Origin of the sequence: Streptomyces sp. NPDC056128 (assembly GCF_042263835.1) — a bacterium.
Classification (GTDB): Bacteria; Actinomycetota; Actinomycetes; order Streptomycetales; family Streptomycetaceae; genus Streptomyces.
The window spans coordinates 186,776-201,559 of the sequence record NZ_JBHJVQ010000004.1; the positions used below are offsets into that span (position 1 = coordinate 186,776).

13 protein-coding genes and 1 pseudogene are annotated in these 14,784 nt (G+C 70.4%); 6 read left to right on the top strand and 8 right to left on the bottom strand.

Annotated features, from left to right (window positions below):
* Window positions 1-85: 85 nt before the first annotated feature.
* Both ACFC1X_RS11500 and ACFC1X_RS11505 read right to left on the bottom strand, forming a co-directional pair.
* Window positions 86-556: a hypothetical protein gene (locus ACFC1X_RS11500; RefSeq protein ID WP_376351369.1), complete on the bottom strand. Its 471-nt coding sequence runs from the start codon at window positions 554-556 to the stop codon at window positions 86-88.
* 39 nt (window positions 557-595) lie between these two features.
* A complete protein-coding gene (locus ACFC1X_RS11505) occupies window positions 596-1,489 on the bottom strand; it encodes a hypothetical protein (protein ID WP_376351371.1) in 894 nt (297 codons plus the stop codon).
* 331 nt (window positions 1,490-1,820) lie between these two features.
* Here ACFC1X_RS11505 and ACFC1X_RS11510 point away from each other — a divergent pair, with 331 nt between their 5' ends.
* Window positions 1,821-2,792 (top strand): helix-turn-helix domain-containing protein, encoded by a 972-nt coding sequence (locus ACFC1X_RS11510; RefSeq protein WP_376351374.1) that lies wholly within the window; start codon window positions 1,821-1,823, stop codon window positions 2,790-2,792.
* A gap of 415 nt (window positions 2,793-3,207) precedes the next feature.
* On the opposite strand, the gene ACFC1X_RS11515 is transcribed toward ACFC1X_RS11510, so the two are convergent.
* Window positions 3,208-3,495 carry a DUF6355 family natural product biosynthesis protein gene (locus ACFC1X_RS11515; RefSeq protein ID WP_376351377.1) on the bottom strand — a complete coding sequence of 96 codons (288 nt, stop codon included), beginning with the start codon at window positions 3,493-3,495 and terminating at the stop codon, window positions 3,208-3,210.
* A gap of 299 nt (window positions 3,496-3,794) precedes the next feature.
* Here ACFC1X_RS11515 and ACFC1X_RS11520 point away from each other — a divergent pair.
* Window positions 3,795-3,983: pseudogene (locus tag ACFC1X_RS11520) on the top strand (hypothetical protein); the annotation flags it as partial.
* Window positions 3,984-4,145: 162 nt separating this feature from the next.
* Here ACFC1X_RS11520 and ACFC1X_RS11525 read toward each other — a convergent pair.
* The 4 genes from ACFC1X_RS11525 to ACFC1X_RS11540 all read right to left on the bottom strand — a co-directional run bounded on the left by ACFC1X_RS11525 (window position 4,146) and on the right by ACFC1X_RS11540 (window position 7,543).
* Complete coding sequence (locus ACFC1X_RS11525; protein WP_376351380.1) at window positions 4,146-4,784, bottom strand: HD domain-containing protein; 639 nt, start codon at window positions 4,782-4,784, stop codon at window positions 4,146-4,148.
* 127 nt (window positions 4,785-4,911) lie between these two features.
* On the bottom strand, window positions 4,912-5,901 hold the full coding sequence (locus tag ACFC1X_RS11530) for a GlxA family transcriptional regulator (protein WP_376351383.1): 990 nt from the start codon (window positions 5,899-5,901) through the stop codon (window positions 4,912-4,914).
* 86 nt (window positions 5,902-5,987) lie between these two features.
* On the bottom strand, window positions 5,988-6,818 hold the full coding sequence (locus ACFC1X_RS11535; RefSeq protein ID WP_376352139.1) for a sterol desaturase family protein: 831 nt from the start codon (window positions 6,816-6,818) through the stop codon (window positions 5,988-5,990).
* Window positions 6,818-7,543: a FadR/GntR family transcriptional regulator gene (locus ACFC1X_RS11540; RefSeq protein WP_376351386.1), complete on the bottom strand. Its 726-nt coding sequence runs from the start codon at window positions 7,541-7,543 to the stop codon at window positions 6,818-6,820. The genes ACFC1X_RS11535 and ACFC1X_RS11540 overlap by 1 nt, the downstream gene beginning before the upstream one ends.
* Window positions 7,544-7,744: 201 nt before the next feature.
* Here ACFC1X_RS11540 and ACFC1X_RS11545 point away from each other — a divergent pair, with 201 nt between their 5' ends.
* Window positions 7,745-9,826 carry an MMPL family transporter gene (locus ACFC1X_RS11545; protein ID WP_376351389.1) on the top strand — a complete coding sequence of 694 codons (2,082 nt, stop codon included), beginning with the start codon at window positions 7,745-7,747 and terminating at the stop codon, window positions 9,824-9,826.
* Window positions 9,827-9,874: 48 nt separating this feature from the next.
* On the opposite strand, the gene ACFC1X_RS11550 is transcribed toward ACFC1X_RS11545, so the two are convergent.
* Window positions 9,875-11,377, bottom strand: coding sequence for a multicopper oxidase family protein (locus ACFC1X_RS11550; RefSeq protein WP_376351391.1), 1,503 nt, complete (start codon window positions 11,375-11,377; stop codon window positions 9,875-9,877).
* Window positions 11,378-11,731: 354 nt separating this feature from the next.
* On the opposite strand from ACFC1X_RS11550, the gene ACFC1X_RS11555 reads away from it, so the two are divergent.
* The 3 genes from ACFC1X_RS11555 (at window position 11,732) to ACFC1X_RS11565 (ending at window position 14,702) form a co-directional block, all read left to right on the top strand.
* Window positions 11,732-13,279, top strand: coding sequence for an MFS transporter (locus ACFC1X_RS11555; RefSeq protein ID WP_376351394.1), 1,548 nt, complete (start codon window positions 11,732-11,734; stop codon window positions 13,277-13,279).
* Window positions 13,280-13,656: 377 nt separating this feature from the next.
* Window positions 13,657-14,004 (top strand): hypothetical protein, encoded by a 348-nt coding sequence (locus ACFC1X_RS11560; protein ID WP_376351396.1) that lies wholly within the window; start codon window positions 13,657-13,659, stop codon window positions 14,002-14,004.
* Window positions 14,005-14,060: 56 nt separating this feature from the next.
* The gene (locus tag ACFC1X_RS11565) at window positions 14,061-14,702 is read left to right on the top strand and encodes a DUF3558 family protein (RefSeq protein ID WP_376351399.1); all 642 of its coding nucleotides are present in this window, start codon (window positions 14,061-14,063) and stop codon (window positions 14,700-14,702) included.
* Window positions 14,703-14,784: the final 82 nt, after the last annotated feature.

Consider the following 14,784-nt stretch of genomic DNA (forward strand, 5'->3'; position numbering starts at 1 on the left):
ACGTCGGGCTCCCCACCCACCTACCATGCGCCGTCTCTCAGCGCACCTTCTGATGGGCCGGCGCCTGACGCGGGTCGGACGGCCGTCACACCGCGTAGGCGCTGCACGAGGTGCGGTCCACCCAGATGTGGGCGCTGATGCTGTTGTTGGCACTGCCGAAGATCGGGTCCTCCATGAAGTAGTCGTCGCTGAGGTTCGAGGCGTAGCCCTCCGCTCGGGTGAGGCAGATGTGGGGGTTGAAGCCGGAGAAGGTGGTCGGGTTCGCGAAGAACTTGACCTCCGAGTAGCGGCCCATGTTCAGGACCGAGGAGGCCCTGTTGGTGTCGGAGCCCTGGAAGCTGCTCGCGGAGTCGCCCCAGTTCTGGTCGTTGCCGAGCGCGAGGCCGAGCTGTCCCTCGCAGTTGGCGCCGTTGTAGGCGTACATGTAGCCGGCGAGCGCCGATTCGTAGTTGTCGGCGCAGGTGGCCGCCGCGGCGGCGGACGCGCCGGGCACGGGGCCGAGGAGGCTGATGCCGGCGAACACGGCCACGGCGGCCGCGGCAGACAGTTTGCGCATGGTGGATCTCCTTCGGTGGGTGTGATCGCGATGCCGGCGTCAGGACAGGACGTCTTCGGCCTGGCGCAGGGCGTGCAGGCGCATCGTGCGGTAGGCGGCCCTCTGCTTCACGTACCGCTTCAGCACGTTCTCCCGGTACGAGGTCTCCAGGGCGCGCATGGTCCGGGCGAGGGAGGTCTTCCCGGCACAGGTCGCGTCGAGCACCGCCAGTGTCCTGTCGAACCTGTGGGCCTCGGCGGACGGCATGTCAGCCGTGGCCCTGGCACGTTCCTGGCGGAGCCGGCCGGGGTCGTCGAAGGGGCGGCCGGCGTCCTTCATGCAGCGCGCCCACTGTGCGACCGGCGTCGTGAGCCGGCTGTCCTCCATGAGGTCCCGGCCGTAGAGCGGCAGGATGCCCTCGATGGTCTTGCGGGCGGCGAACCATTTCTCGGCGTCACCGTAGAGCGTGGAGCGTGCCTGGTTGGCACACCCGCCGCGGGGCGCGTCCACCGTGCCCGTCCCGCCCGGCAGTTCGGTGCTCATCCGGTTCCGGTGGTCGCCGTCCAGGGCCTTGTTGTAGGCGGCTCGCTCGCGGGGGCGCAGCTTGTTGATGTGGACGGTGGTCGGGTCGGTCCTGCGGATCTCTTCGCCGCGTTCCTCGAAGACGCGGCCGTAGCCGTACTTCCGCGCCCAGTCCACGTCGTCGGTGACGTAGCGACCGGCCTTGCGCTCGTCGACGCCGGGGACCGGCAACTCCCAGTACGGGTAGCCCTTCGCGGCCATGCACTCCTTCACGAGCCGCTCCTCGGCGCGCCCGATGCGGATCTCCTCCCCGACGGTGAGGTCCCGGGCCTCCGTGTTCGAGACGGTCTGCCGTTCCGCCGGGGCGTGGCAGCCGGCCGCGCAGCACACCGCCGCGGCGAGGGCGGCGGCGACGAGGGTCTTCTTCCTCACGAACGTGTCACCTTTCCCGGCCGGAGGATCGGCGGTCTGTGCGCCGGCACTCCGGACGTGCCGTGGAAGACCCTAGGGCGGTCGTGGGGAGGAGGTTTTGTCGTGCGTGCGGAGTACTTTGTCAGGCGTGCGCGAACGTGTGCGCCGCGCCGTCGCCGGCCCGTAAGGGGCGGGTGAAGCCCCACGGTGACATGCCGAAGACGCTGTTCAGCGCGTGAGCTTCGGGTCAGAATGAGGCCGGGATCCGTCCGTGCCGAGGGGGACTTGTGGGGGATCGGGCCGAGGAGCCGCGGGGGCGGCGCCATGACCGGCGCAACGGGAGGTCTGCCTCATGAGTCCGGTTCTGGACACGGCGTTCGTTTCGCCGCGGGACCGGGAGGAGGTGGTCCGGCATGCCGTGTGGGAGTCCCTGGTGGCGGTCGACATCGACCACCGGCCGCCGGCCGAGGAGATCTCCGTCCGCATCGGGCTCGGCGCCGTCGGGCCCATGAGGTTCTGTTCGGCGCGGGCGTCCGCGGTCACCGTCCGGCGGACGGAGCGGCTGGCCCGGCAGGACGAGGAGCCGGCCGTCTTCCTCGGCCTCCAGGTGGCCGGCACCAGCCTCGTGGTGCAGAACGGCCGCGAGTGCGTGCTGGAGCCGGGCCAGTTGGCCGTCTACGAGTCGATCTCTCCCTACACGCTGCTCTTCGACAACGGTGTCGACCACCACTTCCTGCGCTTCCCCCGCTCAGCGCTCGCGTTGCCGGACCGGTTGCTCCGGGAGACCGGCGCGGTGGCGATGGGAGCCGACAACCCGGTCGCACCGCTCGCCTTCAGCTACTTCTCCCAGCTGGCCGACACCGACGCCTTGCACCAGGGCGGGAACGCCGACGCCGTCGTGGAGCCCAGTGTCGAACTCCTGCGTGCGGTCCTCACCACCCAGCACGGCAACTCCGGCCGGGCCAGGGGCCCGTTGGAGGCGACACTGGGCCTGCGGATCACCCGGTTCCTGCGGGAGCACTTGGCGGACGCCGATCTGTCGGCGGCCCGGATCGCCGCCGCGCACGGCATCTCCGTGCGCCACCTCTACGCCGTCCTGGCCCGCTCGGGCATCAGCCTCGGAGACTGGATCCGTACCCGCCGCCTCGCCGAATGCCGGCGGGAACTGGCCGGCCCGGCCGGTCGTCGGCGGACCATCGCGGCGGTCGGCCGCAGCTGGGGCTTCGTGAACGCCACGCATTTCAGCAAGGTCTTCAAACGGACGTACGGCATGTCGCCCCGGGAGTGGCGCGACCAGAACCGGGCCGGTCCGGAGGACGGTTGAGCGGGGTCCCTGAGAGGCGCGCGTCCAACTTTGCCGACGTGCGGAGGTCTTCCGGCGAACGCAGCGAAGTCCGTGCCCTCACTGCTCCGTCCGACGGCGGGAGCGCACATGGTCGCAATGCCCTCCCGCCCGGGCAGGGCCGCACGTCCACGCCCACGACGCGACCGACCGGTCGCCGCGGGCGGGCCTCGGAAACCAGGGAGGAATTCCTGTGCGTCACCCCAGGCAAGCGGCCGTCACGGCCACCGCTCTCCTCACCCCTACGACCGAGCGCGTCAGGGGGCGCTGGCCGCCGATGCGCGGTTCGGGGCGGCGATCGACGAGTGAGTGCGTGCGGGGAGGCCGCGATCTCGCGATGGCCTCCCCGCACGGCGCTCGGTGCTACGGCCTCGTCAGGTGACCGGGCGCTACCCGGTCAGCACGTGCGGCCGGTGTACCAGGCGCCGTCGACACCGGAGCTGGAGCCGATCCAGGTCACGCCCGGGCCCACGCACTGCTCGCTGTTCGGCCCCCAGTCGTCGATCTCGATGACGATGCGTGAGCCGTCCGAGGTGCAGTGGTTGTAGTAGGCGTCGGAGGCGGTCTCGTAGAAGCCGCAGGGGTTCGCGGCGGCGGGACCTGCGGTCAGGGTGACCGCGCCGGCGGACGCGAGGACGAGAGCGACGGAGCCGAGGGCACTGGTCGCGATACGACGAAGACGCAAGGAGAGCTCCCAACGGTAGGGGGATCGGCGTCCCCTCCGCAGGGTGTCCGCCGATCCGCTGTCGGTGTCCGAGACTCACAGCTCGGAGCAGCCGTTTCGGCTCCTCCGGACACCGTTCACCCGCCGAATCGATTCCCTGCTGCGCCGACCGGTTGGACTTCGCCGCTTCCTGCTGCGCAGCTCGTCCGGCCTGTGTTGGCTCGCGGGTCACCCCTCCCTCGGGGACGTGTCCGCCGCCGCGCCATGCCAACGCCTTCAACGCCGGTCCGTCCGGGGCGGGCCGACGACTTGGACGACCTGTGCGGTCTCCTGCCGCCCACAAGTTCTGGGCGGCGACCGGGCGGATCCGCGTACCGGTTCCGCCGCCGCGACTGTCCGCCCGGCAACACCCCGCCCCACGCGGGACGGGGATCGCCCGTCGCCCGGAGTTCGGCCTGATCCACGCCTACGAGGTGAACGGCAACGGCAACGCGCTGCTGTTGGACGACGCCAACATGCCCCCGGACTGCTGCCGCTGCCCCTCGTCGCCGACGTTTCGCACAAGGACGACCCCCACCGGTTCACCCGGCCACGCTGGTCACCGCCGGACTCGGCACGCGCCCCCTGTGGGCCGCCGACCAGCCCCTGAGAGCAAGCCTTCGCGGGTCCGCTCACTCGGGCCAGTCGGAGCCCTCTATGACCTCGACGAAGTCGGTGCGGCGGAAGCCGGGGACGAAGTGTTCGAGGACGTCCGCGTTCACCGTCCCGAAGGTGGTGGCCGGACGGTGCCTGAAGCCCTCCGTGAACGCGTGGAGGATCTGCCGCTTGAAGTCCGGGCGGGGGTGGGCCGCCGTGACCTCGTCGATCTGGGCCCGGGTGAGGTTGCCCAGGTTCAGGCCGAGCACGTCCGTCTCCACCCCCGCCGTGGTGGCCGCGATCTCCGGCGCCAGCTTGTAGGGCACCTCGGGTGTGGTGTGCAGGGCGACGGCCGTCCAGACCGTCTCGGCGTCCGACGCGGACCCTCCGCGGGCCAGCAGGAAGGCGCGGGCCTGGTCGGCGCCGTCCATCTCGAACCGCTGGTCGTCGCCGCGGTAGGGCGGGACGAGCCCGGTGTCGTGGAACAGCGCCGCCACGTACAGCAGCTCGGGGTCGGGGCGGAGCCCGAGCGCGGTGGCCTGGAGGCTGCCGAACAGGTAGACCCGCCGGGAGTGGTGGAAGATCAGCGGTGGTGTGGTGGTGCGGATCAGCTCCGTGGCTTCACGGACGAGGGCGCTGTCGGGGATCTCGACGCCGGCGATCTTCTCACTCATGACGGCACTCCTTGGCAGAGGTGATCGGTGGGTTCCACCCTGCGTCCGCCGGCGTCCGCGCGTCCGCTTACGGATGGCCGACAACCCCTCGCGGACGGACACAGCCGCGCGGGGCCACCCCGGCATGTCAGCGAGAGGCGCGCACGGCCCGGGTACCCGCCCCGGTCGTGGTGAAGCGGCGCTGGTACCTGGTCGGTGAGACGCCCAGATGCCGGGCGAAGGCGCGGCGCAGGCTCTCGTAGCTGGGGAATCCCGACCGCGCGGCCGCCTCCGTCGCGTTGTGCCCGGCGTCCAGCAGCGCCTTCGCCATGTCGAAGCGGATCAGCTCCACGTACCTCATCGGCGTCGTGTCCAGCTCCGTACGGAACATGCGGGTCAGGTGCCGGGGGCTGACCCGCACCCGCGCTGCGAGGGCCTCCAGGCCGTGATCGGCCGTGGGGTCGGCCTGTACGGCGTCCTGGACCTGCCGCAGGACCGGCGTGCGCGGGGGCGGCCCCTGGAGGGAGGCGGAGAACTGGGACTGTCCGCCCGCCCGCTGCATGTACACGACCAGGGAGCGGGCGACGCCGCGGGCCAGGTCCGGTCCGTGGTCGTGCTCCACCAGGGCCAGCGCCAGGTCGATGCCCGCGGTGACGCCGGCCGAGGTGTAGAGCGCGCCGTCCCGTACGTAGAGCGCGTCGGGCTCCACGCGTGCGGCGGGGCAGCGACGGGCCAGCAGCGCGGTGTGCTGCCAGTGCGTCGTCGCCCGCCTGCCGTCGAGCAGCCCCGCGGAGCCGAGGATGAACGCACCGGTACAGATCGAGGCGACCCGGCCGGACCGGGAGGCCAGCTCTCGTGCGGCGGCGGCGAGGTCCGGGGCCACCGTGCCGTGGGGCACCTGGTCGCCGCCGACGACCAGCAGGGTGTCGAAGGCGGAGGCCTCGGTGACGTCGGCGTCGACCGGGACGCGGACGCCGATGGAGGTGGCGACCGCGCCGCCGCCGACCGACACGAGGGTCAGCCGGTAGCGGGCGCCGTACCGGTTGGCCTCGCTGAAGACCTCGGCGGGCCCGGACAGGTCCAGCATCTTCATCCCGTCGAACACGAGTACGCCGATGCTGTGCTCACCCGGATCCATCGTCCTCACCTTCGTCGCGGCTCTCTCGCGGGAACGCGTTGTTCCATTGTCCTCGCCGGCGGGGCGCGACCGGCGGCAGCCGCGGCTCAGTGGTCCGCCTTCGGTCTCCAGCCGGGCGGGCCGAAGACGTGGCCCGCGCGGTCCCGCCAGCGGGTGGCGGAGCGTACGTCGCGCCAGGTGGCCGCGTACTCGTGGAAGGCGACGCGCAGCGGGTTGTAGGTGTCGATGTTCTTCGTCAGGCCGTAGACCACCCGCTCGCCCTCGGGTTCGAACGTACCGAAGAGCCGGTCCCAGACGATCAGGATGCCGCCGTAGTTGCGGTCCAGATAGGCGTTGTTGGAGCCGTGGTGGACGCGGTGGTGCGAAGGGGTGTTGAAGAGGAACTCGATCGGGCGCCAGAGCTTGTCCACGCGTTCGGTGTGCAGGAAGAACTGGTAGACGAGACTGATCGACTGCTGGAGCAGAATCATCCACGGGGGTACGCCGAGCAGGGCGAGCGGGAGCCAGAACGGCAGCGTGGTCATGGGCGTCCAGCTCTGCCGCAGCGCGGTGGAGAGGTTGAAGCGCACGCTGGAGTGGTGGACGACATGGCTCGCCCACAGCACCCGGATCCGGTGGTGCGCGCGGTGGAAGACGTAGTAGGCGAGGTCGTCCGCGAAGAACAGCAGCACCCAGGTCCAGACCGAGACGGGGGAAAGCTGCCAGGGCGCCAGGGTGTAGAGCCCGGCGTAGGCGACGATCGCGACCGCCTTCCACGGGAGGCCGACGACCTGGCTGCCCGCGCCCATCGACATGCTGGTGACGGTGTCGCGGGTCTCGTAGCCCCGTTCCTCGTCGTCCGGCAGGAAGCGGTACGACAGCGCCTCCACGGCGACCAGCAGCAGGAACGCGGGTATCGCGTAGACGACGGCGGGTATCACGCCGGTCCTCCTTCGCGCTCGGGGGCGACGGGTGCGGTGGGCACACTGCGGGCGAGCAGGGCGCGCGCCGCGGCCTCCGCGCCCCGCTCGTCGCGCGTCCCGATGAGCGCGGCGAGCCGCACGTGGCCCTCGATGTCCAGCAGTTCGGCCGCGCGTAGCTCCATCGGCACCTCACCGGCGATGAGGGAGCCGTCGACGAGGGTGTTGAAGGCGAGGAGGTAGGCGAGGTTTCCGGAGCCCTCCACGATCAGCCGCCACCACGCGACGTCCGCGGCGCCCAGTTCGGCGAGGTCGGGTCCGCAGCCGATGTACCCGGCCGCGCCGCTGACAATGTCGGCGGCGGTCTCGCGCGAGCAACGGGCCGCACACAGCCGGGCGGCGTCCGCGCCGAGCGAGGCCCGCATCTCCAGCACGTCCCGCCGCAGGTCGTGCGTGGGGGACCCGGTCGCGCGGGCGAGCTGCACGGCGAGGTCGAGTCCGGCGGTGCGTCGCCAGTCCAGGACCCTGGTGCGTCCGCCGTGGCTCACCTCGACGAGCCGCGCCTGCTGCAGGCGCTTGACCGCCTCCCGTACGGCGTGCCGGTTCACCCCGAACTCTGCGGCCAGCTCCCGTTCGGCGGTCATGGGCGCTCCGGCGGCGAGCGTCCCGCTCAGGATTCGGTCTCTCAGCAGCGTGAACAACTGGTCGGAGACCGCCTCACGCCGGATCGGCTGCTCTGTCATGGCCCAGAGCCTGAACCGTGCGCGGCATCTGGTCAACTGGTTGGACCAGAGTGCACCGGACGGGTTCTGAAGCAACTTGCGCGCCCGGCGCCTGGTCGGGCCCGGCACGCGTCGCGCGCCGCGTGTCCCCTCCTGGCGGTGCGTCAGGTGGTGTTCCCTGAGGGGAAGGTGAGCCGGACAGCGCAGGTGCGAGGAGACCCGATGACCGCCTTGGCCCGATGCGTCGTGCGGCACCGCTGGTGGACCGTCGTCGCCTGGATCGTGCTCGCCCTCGCCGGGGCTTTCGCCGCTCCACGGGCCACGGACGCGCTCAGTTACGACTTCGGGCTGCCCGGGCGTCCGGGCTATGAGGCCAATCAGGAGATCGCCAGGCGTTTCGACTCGGGCGGCGAGAACGCTCCGGTGCTGATGACCGTCACCGCCGAGCGGGGAACTCTGGGCACCGCGCAGGCCCGTGAGGTCGCCGCGGCCGTGGAACGGACCCGGCCCGGCGGCCGGCTGGTCACGTGGGAGCAGGCGCCGGACCTGCTGGCACGGGACGGGCGTACCGGCGTGGTGCTGGTCTATCCGCGTCCGCTTCCCGGCGCGCCCGAGCCGTACGCGCACGTGCTGCCCGCCCTGGAGGGCGCGGCCCAGCGGGCGGCCCGCGCGTCCGGGACCGAGGTGACGGTGACGGGGCAGGCGGCGCTCGCCGAGGGCGGCGGCGGTGATTCCGGGGTCCTGGGCGAGACCCTGTTCGGTGGTGTGGGTGCGCTGATCGTGCTGGTGCTGGTCTTCGGCTCGGTGCTCGCCGTCACGCCGCTGGTCGTCGCGGCGGTCTCGATCCTCACGACGTTCCTGATCATGTGGTGGCTGACGGCGCTGACCGAGGTCTCGTTCATCGTGCAGTATCTGCTGGCGCTGATCGGGCTGGGTGTGGCGATCGACTACGCGCTGCTGATCGTCACCCGCTGGCGGGAGGAGCGCGGCCACGGCGCCGGCGCGGAGGAGGCGATCGTGCGGTCCATGGCCACCGCGGGGCGCGCGGTGCTCTTCTCCGGGCTGACCGTGGCGATCAGTCTGGCCGCCCTGATCGCGCTGCCGGTTCCCTTCCTGCGCAGTGTGGGGTTCACGGGCCTGCTGATCCCACTGGTCAGCGTGGTCACCGCGCTCACGCTGCTGCCGGCGCTGCTGATGGTCGCCGGTGGCCGGCTGGACTGGCCGCACCGGCGCCGGACCGAACCGGACAGCAAGCTGTGGCGGCGGATCGCGACGACCGTGGTGCGGCACCGCTGGATCTCCGCCACGGTCAGCCTCGTCGTCCTGCTCGCGCTCGCCGCGCCGGTGCTCGGTCTACGGCTGGGCGCGCCGAGCAACGACTCGGTGATCAGCGCCGGCGGCCCGGCGGCAGCGGCCCTCCAGCGGGTCCAGGACGCGGGTCTCGGCAAGGGCCTCACCCAGCCGGTGGAGGTACTCACGGCCGACCCGGACGTGACGCTGGCCGCCGTGGCGGACCTGCCCGGCGTGGCCGGCACCGCGAGCCCTGAGCAGTGGCGGCGCGGTGACCGCACGGTCGTCGACGTGTGGACGGCCGAGGATCCCGCCACGTCCGGTGGCTCGGCGGCCGCGGAGCGGATCCGTACCGCGGCCGAGGAGGCCGGTCAGCGGGTCGGCGGACTGCCCGCGCAGGACGCCGACTTCGTCGACGCCGTGTACGGCAACGCCTGGTGGATCGGCGGCATCATCGTCCTGGTGACGTTCGTGCTGCTGGTCCGCGCGCTGCGGTCGGTGGTGCTCCCGCTCAAGGCACTGGTGCTGAACGTCATCTCCCTCGCCGCCGCGTACGGGGTCACCGTGCTCATCTGGCAGGAGGGACACGGCACCGAGCTGCTCTTCGGCCAGAGCGCCTCCGACGCCATCACGACCTGGGTGCCGATCGCCGTGTTCTCCTTCCTGTTCGGACTGTCGATGGACTACGAGGTGTTCCTGCTCTCCAGGATCCGTGAGGAGTACCTATGGACGGGCTCCACCGACCGGGCCACCATCGACGGCGTGGCCCGCACCGGCCGCCTCATCACCTGCGCGGCCGTCATCCTGTTCCTGGCGTTCATCTCGCTCTCCCGCGTCCCGGTCACGGACGTCAAGATCCTCGCCACGGCCCTCGCCCTCGGGATCGTCATCGACGCGACGATCGTCCGCGGGGTCCTGGCCCCCGCGCTGGTGGCAGCGCTCGGCCGGGCGAACTGGTGGCTGCCGGGCCGATGGAGTGCCGGCCGCGTGAAGACGGGCGGGCGAGCGCGATGAGGTAGCCGGTACGGCTCGGTCACTCCCCCTCCCGGGCGGGGGCGGGAGTCAGTGCTGATGTCCGCCGGGGCGGCCCGCCTGCTGTCCCTTCTCGACGACCACGAACTGGCCCATCATGCCCTGGTCCTCGTGGTACAGCAGATGACAGTGGTACATGTACGGGGTGTCCGGGTCGGCCGGCCCGTCGAAACGCATCGCCAGTTTCATCGTCGTCCCGTTCGGCACGAACACCGTGTCCTTGGGGCCTCTCAGCTCGACCGGCGGTGTCTTGCCGTTCACTTCCAGAACGCGGAACTGAACGTCGTGGACATGGAAGTTGTGCGGCATGCCGTTGGTGTTGCGGACGGTCCAGGTCTCGGTCGTTCCTCTCGTGACGGTCTCGTCCACCCGGTCCATGGCCATGGCACGGCCGTTGATCCCAGAACGCTTGAGGTCGAAATGACGGCCCCGCACCGCCTCGCTGCCGTCCGGAACCTCCAGTTCGCCCAGTTCGGCCGGTAGTTCGGGGGACGGCCGCAGTCGCTCGGCCGCCCTCAGCTGGAGCACGTCGAAGGAGTCCTCACCGCCGTTGAACCGCTGCTGCCAGGCGTCCCCGTAGTTGTCCTGGGGGAAGCTGCGCAGCACGGTCCGCTCTCCGGGCCGCACGGTCACGACTATCTCCGCCCGCTCGCCCGGGGACATCTGAATCCGCTTCAGGGAGGACGGCCGCTCCAGCAGCCCGCCGTCGGTACCTATGAGGTCGAACGCCCGGTCGTCGGAGAATCCGAAGTTGTAGGTGCGGGCCGTCGAGGCGTTCAGGAGTCGCAGGCGTACGCGTTCGTCCTTGATCTCCCGGTAGGGACTCAGGGTGCCGTTGACCATGGTGCGCTCGCCGAGGAAGCCGGCTTCCTGCATCATGCCCCGGCCGTGGTCGAAGTCGTCGCCGTCGAACTTGACGTCCTGCACGATGAGAGGAAGGTCGTCGACTCCGTAGCGCTTGGGCAGCGCCAACTTCTTGGACGCGGCGTCGTCGAGGATGAACATGCCCGCCAGGCCACGCTGGACGTGCTTCTCGGTCGCACCGTGAGGATGCGGGTGGTACCAGAGGGACGCCGCCGGCTGGTCGATGTTCCACTGCGGGGCCCAAGTGGCGCCGGCGGCCACCATCTGGTGCGGGCCGCCGTCCATCTTCGCGGGCAGGTGCATCCCGTGCCAGTGCACGGTGGAAGGTTCGTTCAGGTCGTTCCGGACCCGGACGCGCACCTTTTCGCCCCGCTCGGCGCGGAGGGTCGGGCCGAGGTAGTCGCCGTTGAAGCCCCAGGTGCGGGTCTTGCGTCCCTCCCTGAACTCCTTCTGTCCCGCCCGCATCCGCAGATCGAACACGCGCGTGCCGTCCTTGTCGACGCGGGATTCGGCGAGGGGCGGTATCGCGAGTGCGGTGTCGAACGGTTCCTCGCCGACGGTGTGCACGTCGGCGCTGGTCCACAGCCAGAGGAACCCTCCGCCCACGAGGAGGGAGAGGACCGTGAGGACGGAGCCGCAGATGATGAGTAGACGTTTGGTCCGGGACATGCTCCCAGACTCCTTGCCGCCCCATGACCCAGACATCAGGGACGGCCCGGGGCCGTCCCTCAGACCTCCCTGATCCGGTTGTCAGGGTCCCCCTCCCCCTGGTTCGGGGGCGAGAGGCGCGGGACGCGAGCCGCGGGACGCGAGCCGCGGTCACAATCGAACGGACACCGGGTCGGCGCCGTACCGCATCCGTACGAATTGCGTACACGCTGTATAGCGGTGGCCGGTAGCGACGAGCCGGTAGCCGGTAGCTGATGTCCGTACTCACCCGATTGGTGCAGTCCGAGGTGTGGGCTTACGGTCGTCGTGGGGCTCGTGCAGCCCGCCCTCAGGCCCTCGCCATAGGGAACGCACATGTCGAACCCTCAGCCTGTCCCGGCCGATTCGATCACTCAGCCGCGACGAAAGCGCGGCAGAGGCGTAGCACTGCTGGTCATCGCCTCGTGTCAGCTGATGGTGGTCCTGGACATCACCATCGTGAACATCGCACTCCCCCAGATCCAGACCTCGCTCGGTTTCTCCACCGAAGGGCTGTCGTGGGTGATCAACGCGTACACCCTCACCTTCGGCGGGCTGTTGCTGCTCGGCGGCCGGTCCGGGGACATCCTGGGCCGACGGCGGATGTTCATCATCGGAGTGCTGCTGTTCGTCGGAGCATCGCTGCTGTGCGGGCTGGCGCAGAACCCGTGGGAGTTGCTGGTGGCCCGGTCGGTCCAGGGCATGGGCGGCGCCATCGCCTCCCCTACGGCGTTGGCGCTGATCGCGACGACGTTCACCGAGGGGCCCGAACGCAATCGGGCGTTCGGTGTGTTCGCCGCGGTGTCGGCGGGCGGCGGCGCGGTCGGGCTGCTCGCGGGTGGGGTCCTGGTCGAGTGGCTCGACTGGCGCTGGATCTTCTTCGTGAACGTGCCGATAGGCCTGCTCATCGCGCTGGCGACGCCACGGTACATCCGTGAGTCGCAGCGCCGCCCGGGCCGTTTCGACGTCACCGGCGCGCTGACCTCGACACTCGGCATGGTCTCCCTGGTGTACGGCTTCATCCGGGCGTCCGAGGACGGCTGGCGGGACACGGTCACCCTCGTCGCCTTCGCGGGCGCCGTGGTCCTGCTGGCCGCGTTTCTGCTGGTGGAACGGCGGTCCCGGCAGCCGATCACGCCGCTGCGGATGTTCCGCGACCGCAATCGGGCCGGCACGTACGCGATGATGCTCAGCCTGTCCGCGGCCATCTTCGGCATGTTCTTCTTCCTCACGCTGTACGTGCAGAACGTGCTGGGTTTCGGGCCGCTGGAGGCCGGGCTCGCCTTCCTCCCGGTGAGCGCCGTGATCGCGGTCGGCGCCGGCCTGGCGTCGCAGCTGCTGCCGAGAACGGGCCCCAAGCCGTTCATGGTGCTCGGCGGACTGCTCGCGGCTGCGGGCCTGTCGTGGCTGACGCTGACCGACATCAATAGCACCTACGCGGGCAGTGTGCTGGGGCCGATGCTGGTGTTCGGCCTCGGCATGGGCATGGAATTCGTATCCCTCACGCTGATGGCGGTCTCCGGGGTCGCGGAGCGCGAGTCGGGGGCGGCGTCCGGGGTGCTCAACGCGACCCAGCAGGTCGGCGGTTCGCTCGGCCTGTCCATTCTGGTGACCACCTTCGGCACGGCCAGCCGAAATGAAGCCGAGTCGTTGCTGCCGAGGTTCCTCTCCGAAGCGACGCCGCAGGAGCAGGCGGAGGCGCAACGCACCGGGGAGTTGCCGGGGGTCTGGGGCGATCAGGTGCTTACCGCGGGCGTGAGCGCGGCGTTCGTCGTAGCCGCCGTGATGGCCGGGCTGGCCGCCGTCATCGCGTTGTTCGTCATCCAGGTCCGCGCGTCGGACCTGGAACGTCTGAAGGGCAACGGGAGCACGGGCGAACCATGACCGATCCGGGGAGGGACGTTGTTCAGTCCTGCGGTTCCCGTGGCTGAACAACTCGCCAGTCGGTTGAGTCTGGGACGCGACTACCCCGGCGGCCGTACGGGCCGCGCCGGGTCGCCCCGACGCAACCAAACAGGGAACCGATGATCAAGCACCGGCATGCTGCCACCACCTTGACCACCACACTCACGGCGGTCCTGACGCTGACCGCCTGCGGGGGCGGAAACGGGAACGGACAGGCGGACGACGGCCGTACGTCGCCTGGGGCGTCGTCCTCCGTCACCACCTCCCCCTCTCCTTCTCCGTCGTCGACCCTCCCGACCTCGCAGTCGCCGTCGGGTGCCGGAGCCTCGGACGATCCCGCGACACCGCCGGAGATCATGCCGGTCTATCAGACCGTCTACGGCCTCGTCGGAACGCCTGCGTGCACGGGTGTCCCCTGGGATGACGCCGGTTGTGGAAAGGACCTCACCGCGGCCGGCGAAGTCGCCAACGCGATGACCCGGCACATTCAGAAGCACTTCCCCGGCAGCGAGTACTCCGACCCCAAGAAGGCCGCAGGTCAGGTGGCGCGTGCGGTGAACATGCTTCGGAAAGCCGGCTGCTACGGGATGAGCCCGAAGCCCCCGAAGACGAGTCCGGACAAGCTGCGTGAGCTGTGCCCAACGCTGAGCACCGTTGCGTCCCTGTCGTGGCTGAGCCTGGAGGGCAGCCTCGACGTGTTCTGACCCGGCGCTCGAAATCGAACCCGAGCCGGCCATCATTACCCGAAGGGGGCGGCTGAATGCCGCGACTTGACTCTGAGCAGCAGTATCCCAGGAGCCGGGGCTCCGGCTCCCGAAAGCTCGTCGGACTCGCGTTCGTTGTTGCGGTGGGCTTGCTCGGCGTCGGGTGCTCGGGCGGGCAGACAGGTACGGCGTCATCGACCTCGCCGGTCCCCTCCTCCCCCACCGCATCGCAAACCCTTACCCCCACGCCCTCGCCCTCACCCTCCGCAACCGCCTCTGCCTCCGCCGCCGCACCTCGCAAGTACACCCAGAAGGAGTTGGCCTCACGGCCGTGCCAAGCACTCGACGCACGCGACCTCGCCGCCCTCGGAATCAAGGGCCGGGGAAAGCAGGAGGCCGGCAAGCACGGCGCCTCGTGCATGTGGAAGTTGGCGGGCCAGAGCGTCAGCCTCGCAGTGGATCTCCCCCTGTCCTATGCGCGGACCATGACCAAGAACGGACGCGTCTCGCAAGTACCGGTGGGACAGCACAACGCCATCCAGGCCGAGTTCCAGAACATCTGCTTCATCTTCGTCGCGGTCGACGACATCGATCGCCTGGTCGGCACGACGACCATTCCGGAACGCGGGGTCTCACAGGACGGCACCTGTCCCGCCGGGGCGTCCGTCGCGGCGGCAGCTCTTACCCATCTCCGGTGAAGCGGGTGCCCACACGGACCGAACTTCCCGGCAGAGTCCTGTGCTCTCCCAGCAGGGCTCACTTGATGGGGAGACGTTCACC

What these genes read in the sequence shown, in the direction of transcription:
- ACFC1X_RS11525 (WP_376351380.1), bottom strand. Translation starts at nt 4,784, where the DNA reads ATGAGTGAGAAGATCGCCGGCGTCGAGATCCCCGACAGCGCCCTCGTC.
- ACFC1X_RS11560 (WP_376351396.1), top strand. Translation starts at nt 13,657, where the DNA reads ATGCCGGTCTATCAGACCGTCTACGGCCTCGTCGGAACGCCTGCGTGC.
- ACFC1X_RS11540 (WP_376351386.1), bottom strand. Translation starts at nt 7,543, where the DNA reads ATGACAGAGCAGCCGATCCGGCGTGAGGCGGTCTCCGACCAGTTGTTC.
- ACFC1X_RS11500 (WP_376351369.1), bottom strand. Translation starts at nt 556, where the DNA reads ATGCGCAAACTGTCTGCCGCGGCCGCCGTGGCCGTGTTCGCCGGCATC.
- ACFC1X_RS11550 (WP_376351391.1), bottom strand. Translation starts at nt 11,377, where the DNA reads ATGTCCCGGACCAAACGTCTACTCATCATCTGCGGCTCCGTCCTCACG.
- ACFC1X_RS11545 (WP_376351389.1), top strand. Translation starts at nt 7,745, where the DNA reads ATGACCGCCTTGGCCCGATGCGTCGTGCGGCACCGCTGGTGGACCGTC.
- ACFC1X_RS11510 (WP_376351374.1), top strand. Translation starts at nt 1,821, where the DNA reads ATGAGTCCGGTTCTGGACACGGCGTTCGTTTCGCCGCGGGACCGGGAG.
- ACFC1X_RS11565 (WP_376351399.1), top strand. Translation starts at nt 14,061, where the DNA reads ATGCCGCGACTTGACTCTGAGCAGCAGTATCCCAGGAGCCGGGGCTCC.
- ACFC1X_RS11555 (WP_376351394.1), top strand. Translation starts at nt 11,732, where the DNA reads ATGTCGAACCCTCAGCCTGTCCCGGCCGATTCGATCACTCAGCCGCGA.
- ACFC1X_RS11530 (WP_376351383.1), bottom strand. Translation starts at nt 5,901, where the DNA reads ATGGATCCGGGTGAGCACAGCATCGGCGTACTCGTGTTCGACGGGATG.